This is a genomic window from Serratia marcescens (assembly GCF_029846115.1).
Taxonomy (GTDB): Bacteria; Pseudomonadota; Gammaproteobacteria; order Enterobacterales; family Enterobacteriaceae; genus Serratia; species Serratia marcescens_L.
In genome coordinates, this window is record NZ_JARVZZ010000001.1 from 3315641 (window position 1) to 3338983 (window position 23343).

Below are 23343 nucleotides of genomic sequence, written 5' to 3' on the forward strand. Positions count from 1 at the left end.
GCTAAAGCAGGCAAGACCAAAATAGGAATGCACTTCTCCTTGTGACGAGGCGCATTTCCATTTTGGTCTTTTTTTTGCATTTTATCGGGGAAAACGATGGACTATCAAAAACTTGGCTTAGAAATACTGGCGCGGGTCGGCGGTAAAGGCAACGTCAGCAAGCTGACGCACTGCGCGACCCGTTTGCGCATGGAATTCAACGACGACAGCAAAGTGGATTCGAAGGCGATTGAAGCCCTGCCGGGCGTCATCAGCGTAGTGGTGCGCGGCGGCCAGTTTCAGATCGTGGTCGGCAATAACGTGCAGCAAACGTTCCGCGTGCTGCAAAAAGAGATTGGCCAGCCGCAAACGGGCGCTCAAAAGCAGCAGCCGAAAGGCGGCGTGGTGTCGCGGATTATCAGCGTGATTTCCACGACCTTTACCCCGGTGATCCCGGCCATTACCGGCGCGGGGATGATCAAGGCGCTGCTGGCGATCCTCAAGCTGGCCGGGGCGATAGATCCCGCCGGCACGACCTATCGATTACTGGATACCGTCGCCGATGCGGCCTTTTTCTTCCTGCCGGTGCTGTTGGCTTACGGCGCCGCGATAAAATTCGAGTGCAACCCCATTCTGGCGATGACTCTTGCCGGCACCTTGCTGCACCCTAATCTGGCTCAGATGCTGGCGGCGGGCACCGCGATTGATTTTCTCGGCATTCCGGTGCGGCTGGCGGATTATGCCGGCTCGGTGTTGCCGATCATTTTTACCGTGTGGCTGATGTCTTATATCGAGCGGTTTGCCGAGAAGGTTTCGCCGACGATGATCAAGTTCTTCACCAAACCGATGATTGTGCTGCTGGTCACCGCGCCGCTGGCGTTGGTGGTGGTCGGGCCGTTCGGCATTTTCCTCAATGACATGGTGGCCGCCGGGGCGGCGATCGTCGATGGCAAGGCCGGCTGGCTGATTCCGATGTTGATGGGCGGGCTGCAGCCGTTTTTGGTGATCACCGGCACCGCCTGGGCGATGACACCGATCGCCACCGGCCAATTGACCAGGAACGGTTTTGAGATGATTAACGGGCCGGGCATGTTGGCATCCAATATTGCGCAAGGCGCGGCGACGCTGTGTGTGGCATTCCGCACCAAGAACACGAATTTGCGCCAGTTGGCGTCCTCCGCCGGTTTTACCGCGCTGTTGGGGATCACTGAACCCTCGCTGTACGGGGTAACGCTGAAACTGCGCAAGCCGTTGATCGCGGCGATGATCGGCGGCGGCTGCGCCGGCATTTACGCCGGGTTGAGCGGGTTGGTGCGCTATGCCTTCGTTTCTCCTGGCCTGGCCGCTTTGCCGGCGTTTATCGGTGAGAACCCGATGAATATCGTGCATGCGCTGATCACATGCGCCATTGCCATCGTCGTGACCTTTGCCCTGACCTGGATCCTTGGCTTCGACGATCCGATCGAGGAGGCGAACGAAGAGGCTCAGGTGGCGGCGGCCGACGAAGTATCGCCGGTTTTCAGCCCGCTGACCGGCAAAGCCGTGACGTTGGATCAGGTCAACGATGACGTCTTCTCCCAAGGCTTGTTGGGCCAGGGCATGGCGATCATACCCTCGGAAGGTGTGCTGCGCGCGCCGCTGGACGGCGAGATCGTGACTTTCCTGCCGTCAAAACATGCGGTAGGCATCAAGGGCGACAACGGTGCGGAGCTGTTGTTGCATATCGGCATCGACACGGTAAACCTGGGGGGCCAACACTTTGACTCCGAACTGCAGGTCGGCGATCGCGTCAAGGTCGGCGACGAGCTGGTGCGTTTTGACATCGACGCGATCGCCGCATTAGGCTTCGATTTGACGACGCCGGTCTTGGTAGTCAACAGCGAAGCGTTTCAGGTTCAGGCGTTACCTAAGCCGCATGGCGTTCATGCCGGTGAGACGATTATGGCGCTGAAGGCCAATAAGGAGCCGGCATGATTTATCAACGCTTGCACGATTTTCCCGCCGAGTTTCTCTGGGGCGCGTCGACTTCCGCTTATCAGGTGGAGGGCGCATGGAATGAAGACGGCAAAAGCCCGTCGATCGTCGATATGCTGGAACATCCCGCAGGCACGGCGGATTTTACGGTGGCCAGCGATCACTATCATCGCTTTCGCGAGGATGTGAAGCTGTTCGCTGAACTGGGGTTAAAGGCCTACCGGTTTTCGGTTGCCTGGACGCGCGTATTGCCCGATGGCGTCGGCGCAGTCAATGCGCCGGGGCTGGCGTTTTACCGGCAATTGATCGACGAATTGCTGGCGCACGGCATCGAGCCGGTGGTGACGCTGTACCATTTCGATCTGCCTTATGTGCTGGAGCAGCAGGGCGGCTGGTCCAATCGCGCCACCATCGATGCTTTTGTCGCCTACGCCGGCGTGCTGTTCGACGCCTTCGGCGATCGGGTGAAGTATTGGCTCACCATCAATGAACAGAACACCATGATCCTGCACCCCGGCGCCATCGGCATGCCCAAAGGCGGCGCGTTGCCTGACAAGCGGACGCTGTATCAGCAGAGTCATCATATGTTGGTCGCTCAGGCCAAAGTCATGGCATTATGCCATCAGCGCTGTCCCGGCGGGAAAATTGGCCCGGCGATCAATACCACGTCGATGTATCAGGAGACCTGCCATCCGCTGGATGCCATTGCCGCCCACAACTGGGAGACATTGCGCTGTTGGAGCTTTCTCGATGTGGCGGTGCATGGCCGCTACAACGCCCTGGCCTGGCGTTACCTCGAGGATCGGGGCTGGGCGCCGGACCGCGAGCCGGAGGACGCGGCGCTGCTGTTGGCGGCGCGGCCGGATTACGTGGCGATCAATTACTATTCCACCGCCACGATCGCCGCCAGCCGCGGCGACGGTTCAGACGTGAGCGCACGCGCCGGCGATCAGCAAATCATGCTCGGCGAACCGGGTGTTTATCGTGCGGCGGAAAACCCGTTTGTCGGCAAGACGCGCTACGGATGGGTGATCGATCCGGTTGGCTTGCGCTTAACGCTGCGCAAAACCTTCGAACGTTATCACCTGCCGATACTCATCACGGAGAACGGCATTGGCGCGCCGGATGAATTACGGGCGGATGAGACCATCGACGACGACTATCGCATTGAATTTATGCGGCAGCATGTCGAACAGATGCGACTGGCGATCAACGACGGCGTCGAGCTGCTCGGTTACTGCCCGTGGGCGGCGATTGACGTCGTCAGTACGCATCAGGGCTACGCCAAGCGCTATGGATTTATCTACGTGAACCGCGGAGAAGGGGATCTTAAGGATCTGCGGCGCATCAAAAAACGCAGTTTTGACTGGTATCGGCGGCTTATCGCCGCCAATGGCCGGTTAGGCAAATAAGCAGGGTGACGGCCGAGACGATGAAAGTCATTAAGGTTCTCAACAACAGTCTGGTGTTAACCGCGGACGACGATAACCGTGAGGTTATCGCTATGGGTAAGGGAATTGGTTTTAACAGCAAAACCGGAGACGAGATCAACCCGGCCGCCATTGAGAAAGTGTATGTGGTGCAGGAGGGGCAAAAGGGGCGCGATTACCTGCGGCTGATTGAAACTGCTCCGACGGAACACATCGAAATTGTGCAGATGATCCTCAGTGAGGCCAACCGCCAACTGAACGGCAACATTAATGAACAAATTTTCTTTACGCTGGCTGATCACATCAGTTTCGCTATTGAGCGTCATCACAAGGGCATTGCCATCCAAAACCGCCTGCTGTTCGAGGTGAAGCGCTTCTACCCGCGAGAGTTTGCGGTGGGGCTGCAGGCCTTGGCATACATTAACCAGCGGCTGAATATCCATCTGCCCGAAGAGGAAGCGGGCAATATCGCCTTTCATCTGGTCAATGGCCAGACCGAAGTGCAAAACATGGAGCACACGTTGCTGGCGGTGAAGATGCTGAAAGATGTTTTCAATATCATCAAGTATCACTTTCGCATCAATATCGACACCGATTCGCTGAACTATGCGCGCTTTTTGGTGCATATGCAGTTCTTTATCCAGCGCATGATTGACGGCAAGCAGATGGCCTCGAAGGCCGATTTTCTGTTTGCCCAGATGACCGCCGAGTACCCGCACGCCTATCGCGGCGCGCTACTGATCCGCGATTACGTGAAGAATCTGCTGCAAATGGAGATGTCGAACGATGAGCTGCTGTATTTGATGATCCACCTGACGCGCATCACCGATCAGCCGGAGACCTGAACCGCTTCGGCGACCAGTTCGCGAAAGCGCTCAACGATCGGCGAAGCCGGGCTGCGGCGCAGCGCCAGGTAAAGCGGGGCGCTGAGCTGCGCTTCTTCGGCGAGGGTGCGGTAGACGATGCCGTCGCCGGCCAGCCGCCGCATCGAGCCGGGCACCACTGACAGCCCCAGCCCGGCGCCGACCAGGCTGAGGGTGGCCGGCAGGCGCGGCGCTTCCTGCACGATGCGCGGGCTGAAGCCGGCGCGGTGGCAGGCGGCCAGGATGGCGTCGTACAGCCCCTGGCCGGCTGGGCGGCGATAGAGAATAAACGCCTCGTGGGCCAGTTCGGCCAGCGGCAGCGGCTGCTGCGTTTCTTGTGCCAGCCGGTGGCCCAGCGGCAGGGCGACGATCATCGGTTCGCTGAGCACCGGCTCCACGCTCAGGCCGGGAATGCCGCTGGCCGGCGAGCGCACGAAGGCGGCGTCGAGGCGCTGTTCCAGCAACGCCTCCATCAGTTCGCCGCTGCCGGCTTCTTCCAGCTGGGTGGTGATGCCCGGCAAGATGTCGCGGTAGCGGCGGAGCAGGTTGGGCACGAACGGGTGCAGCGCGGCGGAGCTGGTGAAGCCGATGGCGATGTGCCCCTGTTCGCCGCGAGCGGCGCGCTGCACCGCTTCGCGCAGGCGTTCGGCGCGCGCCAGCAGGGCGCGGGCTTCTTCGAACAGCACGCCGCCTGCTTCGGTAACGCGCACGCCGCGCGGCAGGCGCTGCAACAAGGTGACGCCCAGTTCATCTTCCAGCCCCTGCAGCAGGCGGGTGAGCGGCGGCTGCTGGATAAACAGCCGCTCGGCGGCGCGGGTGATGTTGCCTTCTTCCACCACGGTGACGAATGCCCGCAGGCGACGCAGTTCGATCATAGCCATACCTCAAAGGTATCTTTAGTTGTTCCGGAATGCATTAGACATCATGGCACGGCGGCGCGCATGATACCAGACATCAAAAAAAGCGATATGGAATGGCAATGTCATGTCAGATATCAATACGTTAAAACCGCACCCGGCGGCAGCGCCGGGCAACGCAGAGCTGTTTGTGGGCTTTCTGTGGCTGGGGCTGATCGGCTTCGGCGGCGTGCTGCCGCTGGCGCGCAGTATGTTGGTGGAGCGCCGGCGCTGGCTGAGCGGCGAACAGTTTACCGAGCTGCTCGGGCTGTGCCAGTTCCTGCCCGGCGGCAATGTGATCAACCTGTCGGTGGCGGTGGGGATGGAGTTTCGCGGGCTGCGCGGCGCGCTGTGCGCCTTGCTGGGCCTCATCAGCGCGCCGACGGCGATCGTGGTGGGACTGGGCGTGGTCTACGCCCGCTTCCAAAACGATCCGCATGTGCAGCATGTGTTCGCCGGGCTGGCCGCCGCCGCCGCCGGGCTGCTGCTGTCGACCGGGATCAAGATGCTGCTGCCGCTGCGCGGTAAATGGCCGGCGTTGGCGATCGTCGCGCTGGCCTTGATCGCCATCGCCTGGCTGCGCCTGCCGCTGTTGCCGACCATGTTGGTACTGGCGCCGCTGAGCATTCTGCTGATGTGGCGGTGGCCGTCATGAGCGGGGTTTTGATAGCGCTGGCGCTGATCTTCACCGAGCTCTCTTTGCTGGCGTTTGGCGGCGGGATGACCATTTTGCCGGAAATGCAGCGGCAGGTGGTGGAGGTGCATCAATGGATGAGCGCCCAGGAGTTCAGCGCGCTGTTCGCCATGGCGCAGGCCGCGCCGGGGCCGAACATGATGATCGTGCCGCTGGTCGGTTGGCACGTGGCCGGCTGGGCGGGGCTGTTGGTGTCTTCGGTCGCCAAGTTCGGGCCGTCTTCCATCGTCACGCTGCTGGTGATGGGCGCCTGGCGGCGCTTTAAGGATCGCCCGTGGCGCCGCATCGTGCAGGCCGGGCTGGTGCCGCTGACCGTGGGGCTGGTGGCGGCCAGCGGCATCTTGATCGCCGAGGCTTCCGCGCCCAGCTGGCGGCTGGCGGCGATCGTGGCGCTGGCGACGGGATTGAGCATGAGCAAGCGCCTCCATCCGCTGTGGGTGCTGGCGGGCGGCGCGCTGCTCGGCTTGCTGTTCGCCTGAGGGATTAGCGCGGGATCAGCATAAAGCGTGAAGGGCCGTTGCGATCGATCAGCTCATAGCGCTTTGGCGCGGTCAGGGCCAGAAACGCCACCATGCTGCCTTCGGCGTCGGTCAGCGTCATGCCGTCCGGCGTCGGCCGCCAGGCGACCGGCAACGTTTGCAGCGCCAGCGGCTGCAGGCACTGGGCGGAGGCGCTGAAGCGGAAGGCGTTGGTGTTGGCTACCGCTTCGTCGCTCAGCTGCACCTCGCAGACGGCTTTACCGTCGCCGATGGCGGCGAGCTGCCACTCGCCCTTCAGCGCGGCGGGTTCCAGCAACGGCAGTGAACTGCCCAGGGCACTGCTGCACAATACGCTCATAACGACTCCTGTCAGGCTGGCGCGGCGCAAGGCGCGCATAAGGAAATGGGTTGGCATCGGGTCACTCCTTTCGGCTGTCCATTCACACCTTAGCATGTTCCCTGCGGGATGATGAGGCAAGGATTAGGTTTTTTAATCCTCGATTATTCTGATCTAACCGGCGATAACATGTCCAAAAAGACGAGTCATTAGCCCGCCGATACGCTTATCTTTCTCATTAATACTCCGCTAATACAACTCGTTATGATTATTTCCGTCTTAACGCCCGGCGTGATGATGCGCGGCGCCGCCGGCTCGCGTCGCCGGGGTGAGTCACTATACTGGTCATTCCTAAGCCTTGGCTTAGATTAGAACGACTGATGAATAGTCTTACAAAGCGAGTGGGTTCCTACTGTGTAAAAGGAGAATGCAATGAGCAGTCGCCACAACGACATTTTGCAAGATGATGATGAGTTCACCAGCCTGTCCGCCACATCCCCCAACTATCATAACTATCAGTTTTACTATCACCAGCCCGGCAGCCGCTATGACGGATTGGGCTACGGCGCGCTGTTTACGCTGGACAACGCCAACCTGTACAGCAACCAGCGCGGCGGAGCAGCCATCAACAACCTGGGTAAAATCCGCGATAACTTCAGCTTCGATCGCGCCGCCGATCAGCTGACGCGGCCGGGCCTGACGCACAACGGCGATCAGGTGTATCACCAGCCGGTGGCGCTGACCTATTCCTTCCTGACGCAGAGCGCACTGAACCGCATCGGCCAGACCGGTGACGGTGACAAAGGGCTGCAACCGCTGACTCAGGCGGCGCAGGCACAGGCGCTGAAATCGATGCAGGCGTGGGCCGACGTGGCGAACGTGACCTTTACCGAAACGGCATCCACCGATATCAACCACCGCGCGGACATCACCTTCGCGTATTTCACCCAGCGCGCCGACGGCAGCGCCGCTGAGGGCAGCGGCCCGAATGCCATCAACGCGTACGCCTATTACCCGCCGAGTTCCAAACCGGGTAGCGATAACGCCTTTGCCGGCACGGTGTGGTTCAACAAAAACTTCGCCACCCATCAGGCGCCGGTTAGCGGCGACTTCAGCAGCCAGACCTTCACCCACGAGCTGGGGCATGCCCTGGGGCTGGCGCACCCGGGATCTTATGACGCGTCGTTGGGCAACCCGAGCTATCAGAACGATGCCGCTTACTATCAGGATTCGTTGCAATACTCGATCATGAGCTATTTCAACGCCGGTTATACCGGCGCCGACACCAAAGGGATGTATGGTTATGGCCCGATGGTGGATGACATCGCCGCGATCCAAAAATTGTACGGCGCCAATATGAGCACCCGCACCGGCGACACGGTGTACGGCTTCAACTCCAACACCGGGCGCGATTTCCTGACCGCCACGGCGGACAACGGCAAACCGGTCAACTTCGCGGTGTGGGACGCCGGCGGCAACGACACGCTGGATTTCTCCGGCTACAGCCAGCAGCAGATGATCAACCTGAACGACGGGGCGTTCTCCAGCGTCGGCGGCGGCACGCAGAACGTCGCCATCGCGCGCGGGGCGATCATCGAGAACGCCATCGGCGGCAGCGGGCGTGATGTGATCATCGGCAACGATCAGGACAACCTGCTGGCGGGCAACGCCGGTTCCGACATCCTGTACGGCGGCCTGGGGGCGGATCATCTGTGGGGCGGCAAAGATGCCAACAACTTCACCGACTATTTCGTCTATCTCAATGCCAAAGAGTCCACGGTGGCGGCGTTCGACGTGATTGAAGACTTCGAGCACGGCATCGACAAGATCGATCTCTCCGGCCTGCGTTTCAACAACAGCCTGAGCGAGCTGCGCTTTATCGACAGCGGCAGCGCCTTCAGCGGCCAGAAGGGCGAGATCCAGCTCAACTTCGACGCCTTCAACGGCACCACCGATCTGCTGATGAACACCCAGAGCAACAGCTATGCCGCCGACTTCAAGATCCACGTGGTCGGGCAGGTGGAGCAGAGCGATATCTTGTTTGCCTGAGGGCAATGAAGGGGAAAGAGAAAAGGGCCGAACGGCCCTTTTTTTACGGCTGGGCCGCCGCCGCGCTTTCCGCCACGAAGGAGCCGGTCGTCACCGCGCCGGCGCGGCGGTAGTGGGCCACGATCACGCCGCCGGGCGAGACCACCGAGTGGGCCAGCGTGAAGGCCGCCGGCGCCGCGTTGTCATCGAACAGCCGCTTGCCGCCGCCAAGCACCACCGGGTAGGTGAGCAGGCGCAGTTCGTCCACCAGATCGTTGGCCAGCAGCTGTTGCATCAGCGTGCTGCTGCCCTGCACCAGCAGCACCGGCCCTTGGGTGCGCTTCAGCTCGCGCAGCCGGGCGAGGATGTCCCGCCCCAGCCACTGGCTGTTTTCCCACGCCAGCGTCTCGCCGTGGTGGGTGGCGACGTACTTGGTGGCCTGATTGAACACGCGGGCGATGTCGGCGGAAAACGGATCGGCCTCGTCGGTGATCTGCGGCCAGTAGCCGGCGAAAATGTCGTAGGTGCGCCGCCCCAGCAGCAGATCGAACGGCGTCGAGAAAAGATCGCCCATCGTTTCCGCAATGGCGTCATCCCAGTAAGGCGCGGTCCAGCCGCCGAAGCGAAAGCCGCCGCTGCGGTCTTCGTCCTGCCCGCCCGGCGCCTGCATCACGCCGTCGAGGCTGACGAAGGCGCTGGCAATAATCTGTCGCATGGCTGTCTCCTGCCGTTGAGTGCCAGCTGAAAGTTTAGCCGCCGCGCGGCGGCTGCGCCAACCGGCCGCTCAGGGCTGCAGCGCCTTGAGCAGTGCCTGATGGAAACGCGCCGGCTCCTCCATTTGCGGCGCATGGCCCAGCCCGGCGAACTCGATCAGCGTGGCGTGCGGGATCAGCTTCGCCGCCTGTTTGCCCAGCTCCGCGTAATGCCCGATTTTGGCCTTGACCGCCGGCGGGGCGATATCGCTGCCGATGGCGGTGGTGTCGGCGGTGCCGATCATCAGCGTGGTGGGGGTTTGCAGATCCTTGAACTCGTAATACACCGGCTGGGTGAAGATCATGTCGTAGATCAGCGCCGAGTTCCACGCCACCAGGCGATGGCCCGGCCCGTTGTTCAGCCCGGCCAGCATATCCACCCAGCGATCGTACTCCGGCTTCCAGCGGCCGCCGTAGTAGGTGCGCTGCTCATAGTTGCGGATGCCCTCGGCGGTGGTGTTCAGCTCGCACTTGAACCATTGATCGACGCTGCGCCACGGCACGCCTTTGGCCTTCCAGTCCTCGAGGCCGATCGGGTTGACCATGACCAGTTGCTCCACTGCCTGCGGATACATCAGGCTGTAGCGCGTGGCCAGCATGCCGCCGGTGGAGTGCCCGATGACGATGGTCCGGCTGATTTTCAGGTTCTGCAACAGGCCGTGGGTGTTTTGCGCCAGCTGCTGGAAGCTGTACTGGTAATGCGCCGGTTTGGTGGAGGAGCAAAAGCCGATTTGATCCGGTGCGATGACGCGGTAGCCGGCCTTGCTCAGTGCCTTGATGGTGTCCTGCCAGGTGGCGGCGCAGAAGTTTTTACCGTGCAGCAACAGCGCGGTGCGGCCATTGGCGGTGCCTTCCGGCGGCACGTCCATATAGGCCATTTTTAACGGCTGCCCCTGCGAGGTGAAGCTGAACTGCTGTAACGGGTAAGGGTAGTGAAAACCCTGCAGCTCCGGGCCGAACTTCGGCGTTTCGGCGGCGGCGGTGAACGCGGCCAGCGTGGCGCACAGCAGCGCGCTACGGGTGAATCTCAGCATCCTGATCTCCTGAAAAGGGCGATAGCCGAGTATAGCCATAATCAGGGCGTCGGCGCGCCGATGGTTTCAGATAATTCTGTAATGTTACGGCCCGATCTCGGGCAAGGTTCCGGCCACGGCCTTGTACACAGTGAACGCGGTCACGCCGCGCAACATTGGCGGTGCCTGATGGTTTTATTTCAAGGCTAAGTTATGCGATGCTTAAGCATTATTTATGCAAAAGGATCCTCGCATGTCCGCTTTATCCCGCTGCGCTTTCAGCGAAGGCAGCGTCGCTTTGCCGGAAGGCTATGCCGATCGCACCGTCAACGTGCTGTTGGCCGGCGATGATGTTTCCCCCTCAATCAATATTTCCCGCGATGCGCTGCAGCCGGCGGAGAACCTGGAAGGCTACGTCACCCGCCAGCTCGATGCGCTGGCGCAGGGGCTGAAAGGCTGGGCGTTCAAAAGCCGCGAGCCGGCGACGCTGGGCGATGGATTAACCGCCGGTGAATGGGTGCGCGCCAGCTACCTGCGCGACGGCAAGCGCATCTGGCAAAACCAGGCGGTGTTCGCGCTGGCGGAAGGCCGGGTGCTGGTGTTCACCCTGGCGATGGCGCGCAAGCTGACGCCGCAAGACGACGCCCTGCTGCAGCAGGTGCTGAACAGCTACCGGGCGGCATAACGATGAACTCTTCACGTAAAAGGACCTTACGATGACCGAAGCGGCCCGCGTCGGCGATACCATCGGGCACTCCCATGCCCTGGCCGGCATGATTGCCGGCACCCTTGTCGGCGGCCTGATCGCCGCCGCAGGCGCGGTGGCGGCGGGTGCGCTGTTCGTCGCCGGCCTGGCAGCTTCCTGTATCGGCGTTGGCGTGCTGCTGATCGGCGCCAGCCTGGCGGTGGGGTATCTCACCGGGGAGGCGGCCACCGCGGCGCGCGACGGCATTGCCGACGCCGGTGCCGGTAGCCTGACCCCCAAAGGCAATATCGTCACCGGCTCCCCCAACGTCTTCATCAACGGCAAACCCGCCGCGCTCGCCACCAATAGCCAGGTGGCCTGCAGCGACGACGGCCCGAGCATGCAGATGGCGCAGGGCTCCGACAAGGTCAGCATCAACGGCCAACCCGCCTCACGCGTGGGGGACAAAACCAACTGCGACGCGCAGGTGATGGAAGGCTCGCCCAACGTGTTTATCGGCGGCGGCACCGTCACCACCTTGCCGATCAAGCCTGAAGTGCCGGATTGGCTGTACAAGGTCTCTGACCTGACGCTGCTGTTCGCCGGCCTGGTGGGCGGCGTGGGCGGCGCCGCCGGCAAGCTGGGGGCGCTGGGCAAACTGCTGGGCAAGCTGCCCGGCATCAACAAGCTGGCGCGCATCGCCTGCCGCGCCGGCACCCTGATGACCGCCACCGCCGCCGTCGGCATTATCGCCCGGCCGGTGGATATCGTCAGCGGCCAGAAATTCCTCGACGGCGAAGACGATCTTGATTTCGTGCTGCCTTCGCGCCTGCCGGTCGCCTGGCAGCGCTATTGGCGCAGCGGCAACCCCGGCGACGGCGTACTGGGCCGCGGCTGGAACCTGTTCTGGGAGAGCAGCCTGCAGCCGTATCAGGACGGCCTGGTGTGGCGCGCGCCTTCCGGAGACTTCGTCGCTTTCCCGCAGGTACCGCGCGGCCACAAAACCTACTGCGAAGCCGAAAAATGCTGGCTGATGCACAACGACGACGGCAGCTGGCAGCTGTTTGACGTCGGCGAACAGATTTTCCACTACCCGCCGCTGGCGGGCGACCAGCCGAGTCGGCTCAGCATGATCACCGACGCCATCGGCAACGCCACCTCGCTGTTTTACGACGACGAAGGGTTGCTGAGCGAACTGGTGGACAGCGCCGGGCAGCGCCTGATGTGCCGCTATGCGCAGGGCCGCCTGCGCGAAGTGGCGCTGCAAACCGCCGAAGGCGAACGGACGCTGGCGCGCTACGGCTACGATGAGCAGGGCCAACTGACGACGGTGAGCAACCGCGCCGGTGAGGTAACGCGCCGCTTCGGCTGGCGCGACGGCCTGATGATCAGCCACCAGGACGCCGCCGGGCTGCTGAACGAATACCAATGGCAAGAGATCGACGGCGTGCCGCGCGTGACGGCCTACCGCAACAGTGCCGGAGAATCGCTGGAGTTCGGCTATGACTTCGCCGGCGGGCGCCGCAGCGCGGTGCGCGGCGACGGCAAGCGGGCGGAGTGGCGGCTGGATGACGACGACAACGTGGCGCAGTACACCGATTTCGACCAGCGCCGCTACGGCTTTATCTACCAACGCGGCGAGCTGTGCAGCGTGCTGCTGCCCGGCGGCGCGCAGCGCCAGAGCGAATGGGATCCTTACGGCCGCCTGCTGTCGGAGACCGATCCGCTCGGCCGCGTGACGCGCTATCAATATTCGCGCAACAGCGGCCGACTGTTCGCCGTCGCGTACCCGGACGGCAGCAGCGAAGCGCAGCACTGGGACACGCTGGGGCGCCCGACGCGCTATGTCGATGCCCTGGGCCACGCCACGCTGTACCGCTATCCGGATGACGAAGAGAGCCTGCCGGCCGGCGTGATCGACGCGCTGGGCGGGGAAGTGAAGCTGGAGTGGGACGCCCGCGGCCAGCTGACGCGCTACACCGACTGTTCCGGCAGCGTGACGGCTTATACCTACGATGCGCTGGGGCAACTGACGGCGCAGACCGATGCCGAAGGCCACCAGACGCGCTACCGGTGGGATAACGGCGGGCGCCTGCACACCCTGATCCACCCGGACGGCGGCGAAGAGCGCTTTAACTGGAATGCGCACGGCCAGCTGGCCGAACATCAGGACGCGCTGGGCAGCCTGACCCGCTGGCAGTACAACGCCCTGGGGCTGCCGGTCAGCATCACCGACCGCATTAACCGCACCCGGCGCTATCACTACAGCCCGCAGGGCTGGCTGACGCGGCTGGAGAACGGCAACGGCGGCGAATACCGCTTCAGCTACGATGCGGTGGGCCGCGTGCTGGCCGAAGAGCGCCCGGACGACACCCGCCACTATTATCGCTACGGCGCGGCCGGGCTGCTGGAGGAGCACCGCGAGGTCGGCCTGCCGGGCAGCGCGGGTGAGCTGACGCAGCGCGAACAGCGCTTCCGCTTCGACGAGGCCGGGCAGCTGGTCTGGCGCAGCAACGCCAGCGCTGAATGGCATTACCGCTTCGACGCCATGGGGCGGCTGCGCGAGCTGAACCGCCTGCCGACGGCGAGCGGTGCGGCGCTGGGCATCGAGCCGGACAGCGTGCAGATGCGCTATGACGCCGCCGGGCGGCTGCTCGGCGAGCAGGGCGTGAATGGCGAGCTGCAATACCAGTGGGATGCGTTGGCCAACCTGCAGGCGCTGACGCTGCCGCAGGGCGATCGCCTGCAGTGGCTGTATTACGGCTCCGGCCACGCCAGCGCCATTAAATTCAACCAGCAGGTGGTGAGCGAATTCACCCGCGATCGCCTGCACCGGGAAACCGGCCGCAGCCAGGGCGCGCTGCAGCAGCAGCGGCGTTACGACGCCATGGGCCGCCGCAGCTGGCAGAGCAGCGCCTTCGGCCACGACAAACTGACCCGGCCGGAAGACGGCGTGCTGTGGCGCGCTTATCGCTATACCGGCCGCGGCGAGCTGGCCGGAGTTAGCGACGCGCTGCGCGGCGAAGTGCACTACGGTTACGACGCCGAAGGCCGCCTGCTGCAACACCGCGAACCTAATCAGGGCAAACCGGGCGCGCGGCTGGTGTACGATCTGGCGGATAACCTGCTGGGCGAGCGCAGCCCGCAGAGCGACATCGACGCGCACCTGCCGCTGGCGCCGATCGCCGATAACCGGCTGACGCACTGGCAAAAACTGTTTTACCGTTACGACGCCTGGGGCAACCTGATCAGCCGGCGCAACGGCCTGTACGAACAGCACTACCGCTACGACGCCGACAATCGGCTGGTGCAGGCGCACGGCCGCGGCCCGCAGGGCGAGTTCGAGGCGCAGTACCATTACGATGCGCTGGGCCGCCGCAGCCGCAAGGCGGTGCGCTACAAGGGCAAAACCGAACAGACGACCCGTTTCCTGTGGCAGGGCTACCGGTTGCTGCAGGAGCAGCGCGATGACGGCAGCCGCCGCAGCTGGAGCTACGATCCGGCCAGCCCGTGGAGCCCGCTGGCGGCGCTGGAGCAGGCGGGCGACAGCCGCTCGGCAGATATTTACTGGTATCACACCGATCTGAACAGCGCACCGCTGGAGGTGACCGACGCGGCGGGCAACCTGTGCTGGTCCGGGCAATACGACACCTTCGGCAAGCTGCAGGGCCAGACGGTGGCCGGCGCGGCGAAGCGGCAGGGCGCGCAATATCAGCAGCCGCTGCGCTACGCCGGGCAATATCAGGACGACGAAAGCGGCCTGCACTACAACCTGTTCCGCTACTACGAGCCCGAGGTAGGGCGTTTCACCACGCAGGATCCGATAGGGTTGCGCGGCGGGTTGAACCTGTATCAGTATGCGCCGAACCCGCTGATGTGGGTGGATCCGCTGGGGTTGATGAGTTGCTCGACTGATGCAGCTAAGCTTGCCCGAAATCTGGGGCCACAGCCTATGGGTGGAGGAAAATATGATGCGCACCATATTATAATGTCCAACTCTTCGGATGCCCGAATGGTTGCATTAAGAAAACGAATGGATGATCTCGATATTGATATTAATAATTCAAAAAATGGAGTTTGGCTTCCTAATACCAGGGCAGATCGTATAGAAGGTACTTTGACAACTGCCCACAAAGGTAATGGGATACATGGCAATGCATATAAGCAATATGTTTATGATAAGCTTATTAACAGTCAGACGGATAAAGAGTTCTTATCTTCCCTTAAGCAAATAAAAAGTGAGCTTGAGGGCGGTAAGGTATTTCCTCTTGCAAATGGTAGAATCCCCACTTTATAATGGTGATAAAATGAAAGAAGTAGCTGATGGTATCAGGGCTAATTTAGATGAAGTGCAGTCTCTTTTTTCGAATGAAGAGCTATTAGCTAGAAAAATAGCTTCGATTGACCACGCGGAGTCAAATGTTATATCGTGGTCTAAAACTAACGCCTTTAGTATTATTCCATTTTACAATGAATTAACCGGCTTTAAAACCGGAGAAATGTTGAGTAAAGAGCCTAAAAACAAAAGTAATACATATTGCTATTTTTCAAATGATGGCCTTATAAATAAAATTGAAAGCTATAACTCAAAAGGAGTTGTAGCGGATACATCTTATGTCATTAGAGATGTTGATGAGGTTCTTGAAATAAGACAGGATGTAAAGGGCAACTATTTAGCTATAAGTAGAGTTTTTTTAAATTCTCAAGGGCAGCCATCTAGAGCTTTTTTTGCAAATGATGATGGTAATGTATCTGGTTATCATTACTTTTATAAAGATGGGAAAATCGATAGTATATTGACGGTAAGTAATTACTCTCCTTTACTATATGTTGTTTTATCATGTGTTTATGATGATGGTAAGATTAGTGAAATTTATTTTAATAACGATAAGGGAAAGGTTGTTATATATCCTCGTTAGAATATTAAGTTGATTCTTAATTGACAGGGCGACTTTAGTTATTTACATGCTTCCTGTGGCAGGGCTACCGGTTGCTGCAGGAGCAGCGCGACGACGGCAGCCGCCGCAGCTGGAGCTACGATCCGGCCAGCCCGTGGAGCCCGCTGGCGGCGCTGGAGCAGGCGGGCGACAGCCGCTCGGCAGATATTTACTGGTATCACACCGATCTGAACAGCGCGCCGCTGGAAGTGACCGACGCCGCGGGCAACCTGTGCTGGTCCGGGCAATACGACACCTTCGGCAAGCTGCAGGGCCAGACGGTGGCCGGCGCGGCGAAGCGGCAGGGCGCGCAGTATCAGCAGCCGCTGCGCTACGCCGGGCAATATCAGGACGACGAAAGCGGCCTGCACTACAACCTGTTCCGCTACTACGAACCCGAGGTGGGGCGTTTCACCACGCAGGATCCGATAGGGCTGGAAGGCGGGCTGAATTTATATGCTTATGGGCCAAATCCTTTAACTTGGATAGATCCATTTGGGCTGAGCTTCCTTCAGATCGTAGGTGATGCTGCTACGACAACCGGGAAAAAGTTCCAAGGTGCTGAGATTTATAAGATAACTAGTAAAGTTAAAGTTGGGGATGTGACCTTTAAAAAAGGTGATTACTTCTATTTGGATAATCTCCATAAAGATCACTATGAAACCTTCTCATCGTTGGATAAATCCAAAGGAGTGTTTAATTTGGATGGTTCTTATAATGAGAAAAAGTCAATTGAAGCTGCAAAAAGAAAAGGTCCGGGGTGTTAAAGTGGATGATAATTTAAAATATGATATTTTAAAAAACAAAGATGATTTGATTGAAGGTACATTTTGTTACTCTCTATTTGAGGATGCTTTTTTTGATGAGCGGTTACTAATTGATTTAATAGAGAAGTCAGAGTTGTTTGTTAAGGAAAACAATCGAGATGAAGATGTTTTAAATTTGCTGTCATGGGTTGTTAATGGTGTTGATCAGTGTTTCACATCCCACAATGATAAAGATGACTATTATTCAATTGAAAACTATTCTGTGAATTTGGAGAAAAAATGGTGGGAGGTGTGGCGACCTGAAGTTAATAAGATAGTCAATGGTGATAAAGATTGTTAGAGTTTTACAACAAATTTGAGCAACATTGAATATGAGATGTAAGGTAGAGGCTTGAAAAGGAGATATTAGGTTCTTTAAAAATAAAAAAGGAAGAGTAAAAACATTAGATTGTTAGTTGCATCAAAGGCCGCCTGCTGCAACACCGTGAACCCAATCAGGGCAAACCGGGCGCGCGGCTGGTGTACGATCTGGCGGATAACCTGCTGGGCGAGCGCAGCCCGCAGAGCGACATCGACGCGCACCTGCCGTTGGCGCCGATCGCCGATAACCGGCTGACGCACTGGCAAAAACTGTTTTACCGTTACGACGCCTGGGGCAACCTGATCAGCCGGCGCAACGGCCTGTACGAACAGCACTACCGCTACGACGCCGACAACCGGCTGGTGCAGGCGCACGGCCGCGGCCCGCAGGGCGAGTTCGAGGCGCAGTACCATTACGACGCACTGGGCCGCCGCAGCCGCAAGGCGGTGCGCTACAAGGGCAAAACCGAACAGACGACCCGTTTCCTGTGGCAGGGTTACCGGTTGCTGCAGGAGCAGCGCGACGACGGCAGCCGCCGCAGCTGGAGCTACGATCCGGCCAGCCCGTGGAGCCCGCTGGCGGCGCTGGAACAGGCGGGCGACAGCCGCTCGGCGGATATTTACTGGTATCACACCGATCTGAACAGCGCGCCGCTGGAAGTGACCGACGCCGCGGGCAACCTGTGCTGGTCCGGGCAATACGACACCTTCGGCAAGCTGCAGGGCCAGACGGTGGCCGGCGCGGCGAAGCGGCAGGGCGCGCAATATCAGCAGCCGCTGCGCTACGCCGGGCAATATCAGGACGACGAAAGCGGCCTGCACTACAACCTGTTCCGCTACTACGAACCCGAGGTGGGGCGTTTCACCACGCAGGATCCGATAGGGCTGCGCGGCGGGTTGAACCTGTATCAGTATGCGCCGAACCCGCTGATGTGGGTGGATCCGTTTGGGTTGACATGTAGCCATTCTGCTAAAAATCCTAAGCAGGCTCACGCTGCTATAAAGGATAAATGGGGACACGATATGACCCCTAAAGAAATGAAGGAGTTACATAAAACAGTAGACAATATCAAATTGAATAGACCAGCTTATGCAAGGGATGGTATTGAATTTGAAAATAGTTATCGTATATCACCGAATAGCCAACGACTAGATACAGGTAGTGGGCCATATAGAGAATGGACAGTTAAGACCCCTGGTGTTGGTAATCGAGGTACAAGACGTATTGTTGTTGATAAAGCGACAGGGAAAGCTTACTACAGTCATGATCATTATGATTCCTTTATAGAAATAGATCTTTCAGGGTGGAAATGATGAAGTTTAAACAGGTGGTTGTTGATTTTTCAGAAATAAATACGGATGATGAATTTCATGATGAAATGAATAGGATTTTTGGTTTTCCAGATTTTTATGGGAATAATTTCAACGCTTTTGTTGACTGTTTAAATAGTCTTAGATTTCCTGATGATGGGATGACTAGTATACACTTAGATAAGGATGAGTATTTGCTGATGAAAATCAATGGAATACATTCATTGTCTGACGACATTAGATATAATTTTTTATTGGCGGTAGAGGCTGTCAATAAGGGGGCTATCTCGTTTGGTGACGAAGCATTGATTCTATTACTTTTGGTTAAATAAAAAATGTACTAAAAAGGTGCTCGACTTTGAATTAATGTGGCGCTTTTTTAATGATTAAAATAGAGCATTTTTTTAGAGTTGGATTGGCATGTCAGACCATTACGATTCTCTGTTTAGTCGCAATCGTATGCTCAATTTTCTCGGTTTTTCATGGGGGGCAATGAATTAAATAAAGTAAGGGAGGGCTAAGTGTTGTCTGTCGGTAGCTAATGAGTAACTTTTTTATAATGGTCTGCTTTCAGGTAACATCTAATTGATATGAAAAATTAAAATGTGAATAGATAATCTTCAGCTCTTTAAAAATAAAGAATCATAGAAAATTAATATTCCAAGTGTTTATTGTAGAGCATGCAATCTGTTGTAACACCGCGAACCTAATCAGGGCAAACCGGGCGCGCGACTGGTGTACGATCTGGCGGATAACCTGCTGGGCGAGCGCAGCCCGCAGAGCGACATCGACGCGCACCTGCCGTTGGCGCCGATCGCCGATAACCGGCTGACGCACTGGCAAAAACTGTTTTACCGTTACGACGCCTGGGGCAACCTGATCAGCCGGCGCAACGGCCTGTACGAACAGCACTACCGCTACGACGCCGACAATCGGCTGGTGCAGGCGCACGGCCGCGGCCCGCAGGGCGAGTTCGAAGCACAGTACCATTACGACGCACTGGGCCGCCGCAGCCGCAAGGCGGTGCGCTACAAGGGCAAAACCGAACAGACGACCCGTTTCCTGTGGCAGGGCTACCGGTTGCTGCAGGAGCAGCGCGACGACGGCAGCCGCCGCAGCTGGAGCTACGATCCGGCCAGCCCGTGGAGCCCGCTGGCGGCGCTGGAGCAGGCGGGCGACAGCCGCTCGGCGGATATTTACTGGTATCACACCGATCTGAACAGCGCACCGCTGGAAGTGACCGACGCGGCGGGCAACCTGTGCTGGGCCGGGCAATACGACACCTTCGGCAAGCTGCAGGGCCAGACGGTGGCCGGCGCGGCGCAGCGGCAGGGTGCGCAATACCAGCAGCCGCTGCGCTACGCCGGGCAATATCAGGACGACGAAAGCGGCCTGCACTACAACCTGTTCCGCTACTACGAACCCGAGCTGGGGCGTTTCACCACGCAGGATCCGATAGGGTTGCGCGGCGGGTTGAACCTGTATCAGTATGCGCCGAACCCGCTGATGTGGGTGGATCCGCTGGGGTTGAGTAGTAAGCCTTGTAAAACAGAAAAAGAGCCGAAAGATTCTTATGAACAAGCTAGGAATAAAGCACTCAAATGGCTTGAGGAACGTGGTTTCAAAGCGGAAAAAGTCAATACAGGGAAATTTGGCGCAACCAGAGGACAACCTGTTGGAATGACCACCCTTGATGGTAAAACAGGGTTTAGGATTGAATATGATGAGAGAAGTGGTGCTCATATCAATGTCTTTAGTGGGAAGGATAAGGGAGAGCACTTCTTATTTGATGCAAAAGAATCTACAGTAACTAAGCTTCAGGAACTATTTGATTTCCCGTCGAAACCGTGGAGAGGAATGTAATGACACTTGATGAAGAAATTAGAAATAAAATAGGTGAGAAATCTATTTTTTTTAATATCGTAGATGATTGGGAATCGATTGCCGATGAGTTATCAGATTCTTTCGAATGGACTGGCTCTAAGATAAGCTGGTCTAAAACAAAGGAACATAAGTTTATTAAGTTACATGGAGACTATCAGTCATGGTTATCTCAGGTGTCTTCTTTTTTAGAGGATAATGCAGTAAATAGAGAAATTTCCATGAGCGATGAGATTTACTACATCAATGATTCCTCTCTGGATTTCTCAGTTAAGATGAACTCTGATAAAATTCATGAATTTCTTGATTTTGCCTTAAAAAATATACCTCAGCATCATTATTTCTTTGAAAGAAATAAAAAGTGGTGCCTTGCAATTAGTTCTGAAGGTTATGCCGATTTTGGTATTTCTGGTAGGTGAAGTGTTGTTGGGATAGACGTCGAAGAACTTTATAAAACAGTTTAAATAAACATCGTTCCTTGAAAGTTAATTAAAAGTTCGATGTTTATTTCACTGAAAACCACCTATGAGCCAGACAGGTAGAACCAGGCCGACGTGCTACCCCGAACATTCAATTGAAAACTATTCTGTGAATTTGGAGAAAAATAGTGGGAGGTGTGGAGACCTGAAATTAATAAGATAGTTAATGGTGGTAAAGATTGTTAGAGTTTTACAACAAATTTGAGCAACATTGAATATGAGATGTAAGGTAGAGGCTTGAAAAGGAGATATTCGGCTCTTTAAAAATAAAAAAGAGGAAGAGTAAAAACATTAGATTGTTAGTTGCATCAAAGGCCGCTTGCTGCAACACCGCGAACCCAATCAGGGAAAACCGGGCGCGCGGCTAGTGTACGATCTGGCGGATAACCTGCTGGGCGAGCGCAGCCCGCAGAGCGACATCGACGCGCACCTGCCGCTGGCGCCGATCGCCGACAAACTAAATACCCAATGTCCCGTTAATCAGGGTGCGGCACTGCCCGCCGATCCAGGGTTCGCCGTCAATAAAGCGCACGCTCACGCGGCCATCTCGATTCAGTTGGGTGCCTTGGCGCACCTGGTAGCCCTGTGCGGTTCGGCCGCCGTCGGGAAAGCGATTGGCCTTCAATAAGCGCGCCAGGCAGGCATTGGCGCTGCCGGTCACCGGATCTTCAATCAAGGCGCCGCATTCCACCATAAACGCGCGCATTTCGTAATCGGCCGGTTCGGTTGCGGAGCAGGGGCCATAAATCACCACGCCATCCACATCGCAAGCCGTTTGCAGCCGTTTAATCGTGGCCTGATCCGGCGTCACCGCCAGGCAGGATTGTGCGTCCGGCAGGCGCACCATCAGCCAGCGAATGCCCATCTCGGCAATCACCGGCAGGGAGCCTTCTTCAATCACCGCGGGCCGTAAAGCGGCCATCAGCCGTTCTGTTTCCTCAGCCGCCATTGGGCGGAACTCAACTTCGGGCGCGGCGAACGCCAATGTGCCTTCCGGCTGGATATTGACCGCCACCAGGCCGACGCCGCATTCCTGCATCACCGCTCCAGGCCGTTTAGGCGTCAATCCGGCTTCCAGCAGGGCGTGGGCGGTGCCCAGCGTTGGGTGGCCGGCGAAGGGCAGCTCTTTTTCGGTGGTGAAAATGCGCACCTTATAATCCGCCGCCGGGTGCGTCGGTTTAAGCACAAAGGTGGTTTCCGAAAGGTTGGTCCAACGGGCTAATGCCAGCATCTGCGCGGTGCTCAGCCCCTCGGCCTCCAGCACCACCGCCACGGGGTTGCCCTGCAGCGGCGTACGGGTAAACACGTCCACCTGTTTGTAGGCGCGGGGTGTCACATCATCACTTCTGAGCATTTGCCATCGTCCGTTATCAACAAAACCTGATGATAACGATATTCACCAATGACTTCAAAGGGTTGAGTTTTGTTTTGAGATACCTGCCCGTCGCCATTTCAGCCCCGGCTTGGCGAACATCACCAGGTTGCCCAGCAGGATCAGGCACAGGCCCAGCACGGCGTTGAAGTGCCACTGATAGCCTTCGTAGATCGTTGAGATGGTCAGTGCCACCAGCGGGAATAGCAGGGTGCTGTAGGCCGCCGCGCCGGCGCCGATGCGGCCGAGCAGGCTGAAGTAAGCGGCGAAGGCGATCACCGATCCGAAGATCGCCAGGTACAGCAGGGAGCCGATATAGCGGCCGCTGTATTCTATCTGGAACGAGGCGCCCTGCGCCAAGGCGATCAGCGCCATCAACAGCGCGCCGTAGGTCATGGCGTAGGTGTTGGTGGAAAAGATATCCAGCCCGCGGCGCTGATGGCGCGTGCTGATCATGTTGCCCAGCGAGAAGCCGTAGGTACCGAGCGCGCTCAGGCCGATGCCTTTGAGCAGCTCCGGCGCCATGCGGGTGGCGGCCAGATCTTGCCAGAACAGCGCCACGATGCCGGTCAAACCCAGCAGCGCTGCCGGCAGCAGGTTGGGGCTGGGGCGCTGGCGGAAAAACAGCAGGCTGTTGAGGGCGTTGAACAGTACCGCCATCGAGAAGATCACCGATTCCAGTCCGCTGCTGATGTAGGCCGCCGCGTGGTAGAAGCAGAAGAAGTTAAAGCCGAACACGCAGCAGCCCTGCAGCACGCAGAACAGATGATCGCGCGGAGCGAGGCGGCGCAGGCGGCGCGTTAGCAGCAGCACGGCGAACATCACCGCGGCGGAAATGGCGAAGCGGTAAGCGATCGATACGGGAATGGCCACCGGCCCTTCCTGTTGCAGGGTGATCGCAATCCAGGTGGTGCCCCAAATCAGCACCACGGCGAAGTACAACAGCGCATTCATTCTATTTGTTACTCCGAAAAAACCGATGGCGCAGTATCCGCTTTGGCGCGCGGCGGCGCTTGCAGCGCTTTGCGCCCAGTTGCATATTCTTGCGCTTTTTTTGCCAAAAGCGCGGGGCGGCGGCTGGTATGCGGCGGCGCCACTCTTTACAC

General features: G+C 58.3%; 19 protein-coding genes and 3 pseudogenes. 16 read left to right on the forward strand and 6 right to left on the reverse strand.

Going from position 1 to position 23343, the window contains the following annotated elements:
- Positions 1-96: 96 nt before the first annotated feature.
- The 3 genes from QDT79_RS15700 to licT are packed head-to-tail and all read left to right on the forward strand — an operon-like array spanning position 97 to position 4228.
- Positions 97-1953, forward strand: coding sequence for a beta-glucoside-specific PTS transporter subunit IIABC (locus tag QDT79_RS15700; protein ID WP_308316709.1), 1857 nt, complete (start codon positions 97-99; stop codon positions 1951-1953).
- A complete protein-coding gene (locus QDT79_RS15705) occupies positions 1950-3365 on the forward strand; it encodes a glycoside hydrolase family 1 protein (protein WP_063989809.1) in 1416 nt (471 codons plus the stop codon). Before QDT79_RS15700 ends, QDT79_RS15705 begins: the two co-directional genes overlap by 4 nt.
- A 20-nt stretch (positions 3366-3385) precedes the next feature.
- Positions 3386-4228, forward strand: coding sequence for a BglG family transcription antiterminator LicT (gene licT / locus QDT79_RS15710; protein ID WP_308316710.1), 843 nt, complete (start codon positions 3386-3388; stop codon positions 4226-4228).
- On the opposite strand, the gene QDT79_RS15715 is transcribed toward licT, so the two are convergent.
- Positions 4213-5127, reverse strand: coding sequence for a LysR family transcriptional regulator (locus QDT79_RS15715; RefSeq protein WP_308316711.1), 915 nt, complete (start codon positions 5125-5127; stop codon positions 4213-4215). The two genes, licT and QDT79_RS15715, sit on opposite strands and share 16 nt — an antisense overlap.
- A 103-nt stretch (positions 5128-5230) precedes the next feature.
- On the opposite strand from QDT79_RS15715, the gene QDT79_RS15720 reads away from it, so the two are divergent.
- A complete protein-coding gene (locus tag QDT79_RS15720; RefSeq protein WP_033634481.1) occupies positions 5231-5797 on the forward strand; it encodes a chromate transporter in 567 nt (188 codons plus the stop codon).
- Complete coding sequence (locus QDT79_RS15725; RefSeq protein WP_033634482.1) at positions 5794-6315, forward strand: chromate transporter; 522 nt, start codon at positions 5794-5796, stop codon at positions 6313-6315. Before QDT79_RS15720 ends, QDT79_RS15725 begins: the two co-directional genes overlap by 4 nt.
- 4 nt (positions 6316-6319) lie before the next feature.
- Here QDT79_RS15725 and QDT79_RS15730 read toward each other — a convergent pair whose 3' ends face one another.
- Positions 6320-6673 (reverse strand): protease inhibitor Inh/omp19 family protein, encoded by a 354-nt coding sequence (locus tag QDT79_RS15730; protein ID WP_308316712.1) that lies wholly within the window; start codon positions 6671-6673, stop codon positions 6320-6322.
- A 411-nt stretch (positions 6674-7084) separates the two neighbouring features.
- Between QDT79_RS15730 and QDT79_RS15735 the strand changes: the two genes are divergently transcribed.
- A complete protein-coding gene (locus tag QDT79_RS15735) occupies positions 7085-8701 on the forward strand; it encodes a serralysin family metalloprotease (protein ID WP_308316713.1) in 1617 nt (538 codons plus the stop codon).
- A 43-nt stretch (positions 8702-8744) separates the two neighbouring features.
- Here the strand turns inward: QDT79_RS15735 and QDT79_RS15740 are convergent, their stop codons facing one another.
- Together QDT79_RS15740 and QDT79_RS15745 are read right to left on the reverse strand one after the other, a co-directional pair.
- On the reverse strand, positions 8745-9395 hold the full coding sequence (locus QDT79_RS15740; RefSeq protein ID WP_149560078.1) for a dihydrofolate reductase family protein: 651 nt from the start codon (positions 9393-9395) through the stop codon (positions 8745-8747).
- Between the two features lie 69 nt (positions 9396-9464).
- Positions 9465-10466, reverse strand: a complete 1002-nt coding sequence (locus QDT79_RS15745) for an alpha/beta fold hydrolase (protein WP_308316714.1) — start codon at positions 10464-10466, stop codon at positions 9465-9467.
- Positions 10467-10698: 232 nt separating this feature from the next.
- Here QDT79_RS15745 and QDT79_RS15750 point away from each other — a divergent pair, with 232 nt between their 5' ends.
- From QDT79_RS15750 to QDT79_RS15795, 10 genes and pseudogenes are all read left to right on the forward strand, one after another.
- A complete protein-coding gene (locus QDT79_RS15750; RefSeq protein WP_308316715.1) occupies positions 10699-11130 on the forward strand; it encodes a DcrB-related protein in 432 nt (143 codons plus the stop codon).
- 31 nt (positions 11131-11161) lie between these two features.
- Positions 11162-15427 (forward strand): RHS repeat-associated core domain-containing protein, encoded by a 4266-nt coding sequence (locus QDT79_RS15755; RefSeq protein WP_308316716.1) that lies wholly within the window; start codon positions 11162-11164, stop codon positions 15425-15427.
- Positions 15428-15437: 10 nt separating this feature from the next.
- Positions 15438-16049 carry a hypothetical protein gene (locus tag QDT79_RS15760; protein WP_308316717.1) on the forward strand — a complete coding sequence of 204 codons (612 nt, stop codon included), beginning with the start codon at positions 15438-15440 and terminating at the stop codon, positions 16047-16049.
- Between the two features lie 44 nt (positions 16050-16093).
- A pseudogene (locus QDT79_RS15765) lies at positions 16094-16573 on the forward strand (RHS repeat-associated core domain-containing protein); the annotation flags it as partial.
- Positions 16574-16799: 226 nt separating this feature from the next.
- A complete protein-coding gene (locus tag QDT79_RS15770; protein ID WP_308316718.1) occupies positions 16800-17174 on the forward strand; it encodes a hypothetical protein in 375 nt (124 codons plus the stop codon).
- 122 nt (positions 17175-17296) lie between these two features.
- Positions 17297-18151: pseudogene (locus QDT79_RS15775) on the forward strand (RHS repeat domain-containing protein); the annotation flags it as partial.
- 81 nt (positions 18152-18232) lie between these two features.
- The gene (locus tag QDT79_RS15780; RefSeq protein ID WP_228988407.1) at positions 18233-18508 is read left to right on the forward strand and encodes a ribonuclease domain-containing protein; all 276 of its coding nucleotides are present in this window, start codon (positions 18233-18235) and stop codon (positions 18506-18508) included.
- On the forward strand, positions 18505-18837 hold the full coding sequence (locus QDT79_RS15785) for a barstar family protein (RefSeq protein WP_308316719.1): 333 nt from the start codon (positions 18505-18507) through the stop codon (positions 18835-18837). Before QDT79_RS15780 ends, QDT79_RS15785 begins: the two co-directional genes overlap by 4 nt.
- A 364-nt stretch (positions 18838-19201) precedes the next feature.
- Positions 19202-20368 (forward strand): annotated as a pseudogene (locus tag QDT79_RS15790) (RHS repeat-associated core domain-containing protein); the annotation flags it as partial.
- Positions 20368-20805: a type IV secretion protein Rhs gene (locus tag QDT79_RS15795; RefSeq protein WP_308316720.1), complete on the forward strand. Its 438-nt coding sequence runs from the start codon at positions 20368-20370 to the stop codon at positions 20803-20805. The pseudogene QDT79_RS15790 and the gene QDT79_RS15795, both read left to right, overlap by 1 nt.
- Before the next feature lie 517 nt (positions 20806-21322).
- On the opposite strand, the gene QDT79_RS15800 is transcribed toward QDT79_RS15795, so the two are convergent.
- Together QDT79_RS15800 and QDT79_RS15805 are read right to left on the reverse strand one after the other, a co-directional pair.
- Positions 21323-22219, reverse strand: a complete 897-nt coding sequence (locus tag QDT79_RS15800; RefSeq protein ID WP_308316721.1) for a PhzF family phenazine biosynthesis protein — start codon at positions 22217-22219, stop codon at positions 21323-21325.
- Positions 22220-22273: 54 nt separating this feature from the next.
- Positions 22274-23191, reverse strand: a complete 918-nt coding sequence (locus tag QDT79_RS15805; protein WP_107226152.1) for a DMT family transporter — start codon at positions 23189-23191, stop codon at positions 22274-22276.
- Positions 23192-23343: the final 152 nt, after the last annotated feature.

Coding starts and splice junctions, on each gene's coding strand:
- QDT79_RS15700 (WP_308316709.1), top strand. CDS start 97: ATGGACTATCAAAAACTTGGCTTAGAAATACTGGCGCGGGTCGGCGGT.
- QDT79_RS15705 (WP_063989809.1), top strand. CDS start 1,950: ATGATTTATCAACGCTTGCACGATTTTCCCGCCGAGTTTCTCTGGGGC.
- licT (WP_308316710.1), top strand. CDS start 3,386: ATGAAAGTCATTAAGGTTCTCAACAACAGTCTGGTGTTAACCGCGGAC.
- QDT79_RS15715 (WP_308316711.1), bottom strand. CDS start 5,127: ATGGCTATGATCGAACTGCGTCGCCTGCGGGCATTCGTCACCGTGGTG.
- QDT79_RS15720 (WP_033634481.1), top strand. CDS start 5,231: ATGTCAGATATCAATACGTTAAAACCGCACCCGGCGGCAGCGCCGGGC.
- QDT79_RS15725 (WP_033634482.1), top strand. CDS start 5,794: ATGAGCGGGGTTTTGATAGCGCTGGCGCTGATCTTCACCGAGCTCTCT.
- QDT79_RS15730 (WP_308316712.1), bottom strand. CDS start 6,673: ATGAGCGTATTGTGCAGCAGTGCCCTGGGCAGTTCACTGCCGTTGCTG.
- QDT79_RS15735 (WP_308316713.1), top strand. CDS start 7,085: ATGAGCAGTCGCCACAACGACATTTTGCAAGATGATGATGAGTTCACC.
- QDT79_RS15740 (WP_149560078.1), bottom strand. CDS start 9,395: ATGCGACAGATTATTGCCAGCGCCTTCGTCAGCCTCGACGGCGTGATG.
- QDT79_RS15745 (WP_308316714.1), bottom strand. CDS start 10,466: ATGCTGAGATTCACCCGTAGCGCGCTGCTGTGCGCCACGCTGGCCGCG.
- QDT79_RS15750 (WP_308316715.1), top strand. CDS start 10,699: ATGTCCGCTTTATCCCGCTGCGCTTTCAGCGAAGGCAGCGTCGCTTTG.
- QDT79_RS15755 (WP_308316716.1), top strand. CDS start 11,162: ATGACCGAAGCGGCCCGCGTCGGCGATACCATCGGGCACTCCCATGCC.
- QDT79_RS15760 (WP_308316717.1), top strand. CDS start 15,438: ATGAAAGAAGTAGCTGATGGTATCAGGGCTAATTTAGATGAAGTGCAG.
- QDT79_RS15780 (WP_228988407.1), top strand. CDS start 18,233: ATGAAGGAGTTACATAAAACAGTAGACAATATCAAATTGAATAGACCA.
- QDT79_RS15785 (WP_308316719.1), top strand. CDS start 18,505: ATGATGAAGTTTAAACAGGTGGTTGTTGATTTTTCAGAAATAAATACG.
- QDT79_RS15795 (WP_308316720.1), top strand. CDS start 20,368: ATGACACTTGATGAAGAAATTAGAAATAAAATAGGTGAGAAATCTATT.
- QDT79_RS15800 (WP_308316721.1), bottom strand. CDS start 22,219: ATGCTCAGAAGTGATGATGTGACACCCCGCGCCTACAAACAGGTGGAC.
- QDT79_RS15805 (WP_107226152.1), bottom strand. CDS start 23,191: ATGAATGCGCTGTTGTACTTCGCCGTGGTGCTGATTTGGGGCACCACC.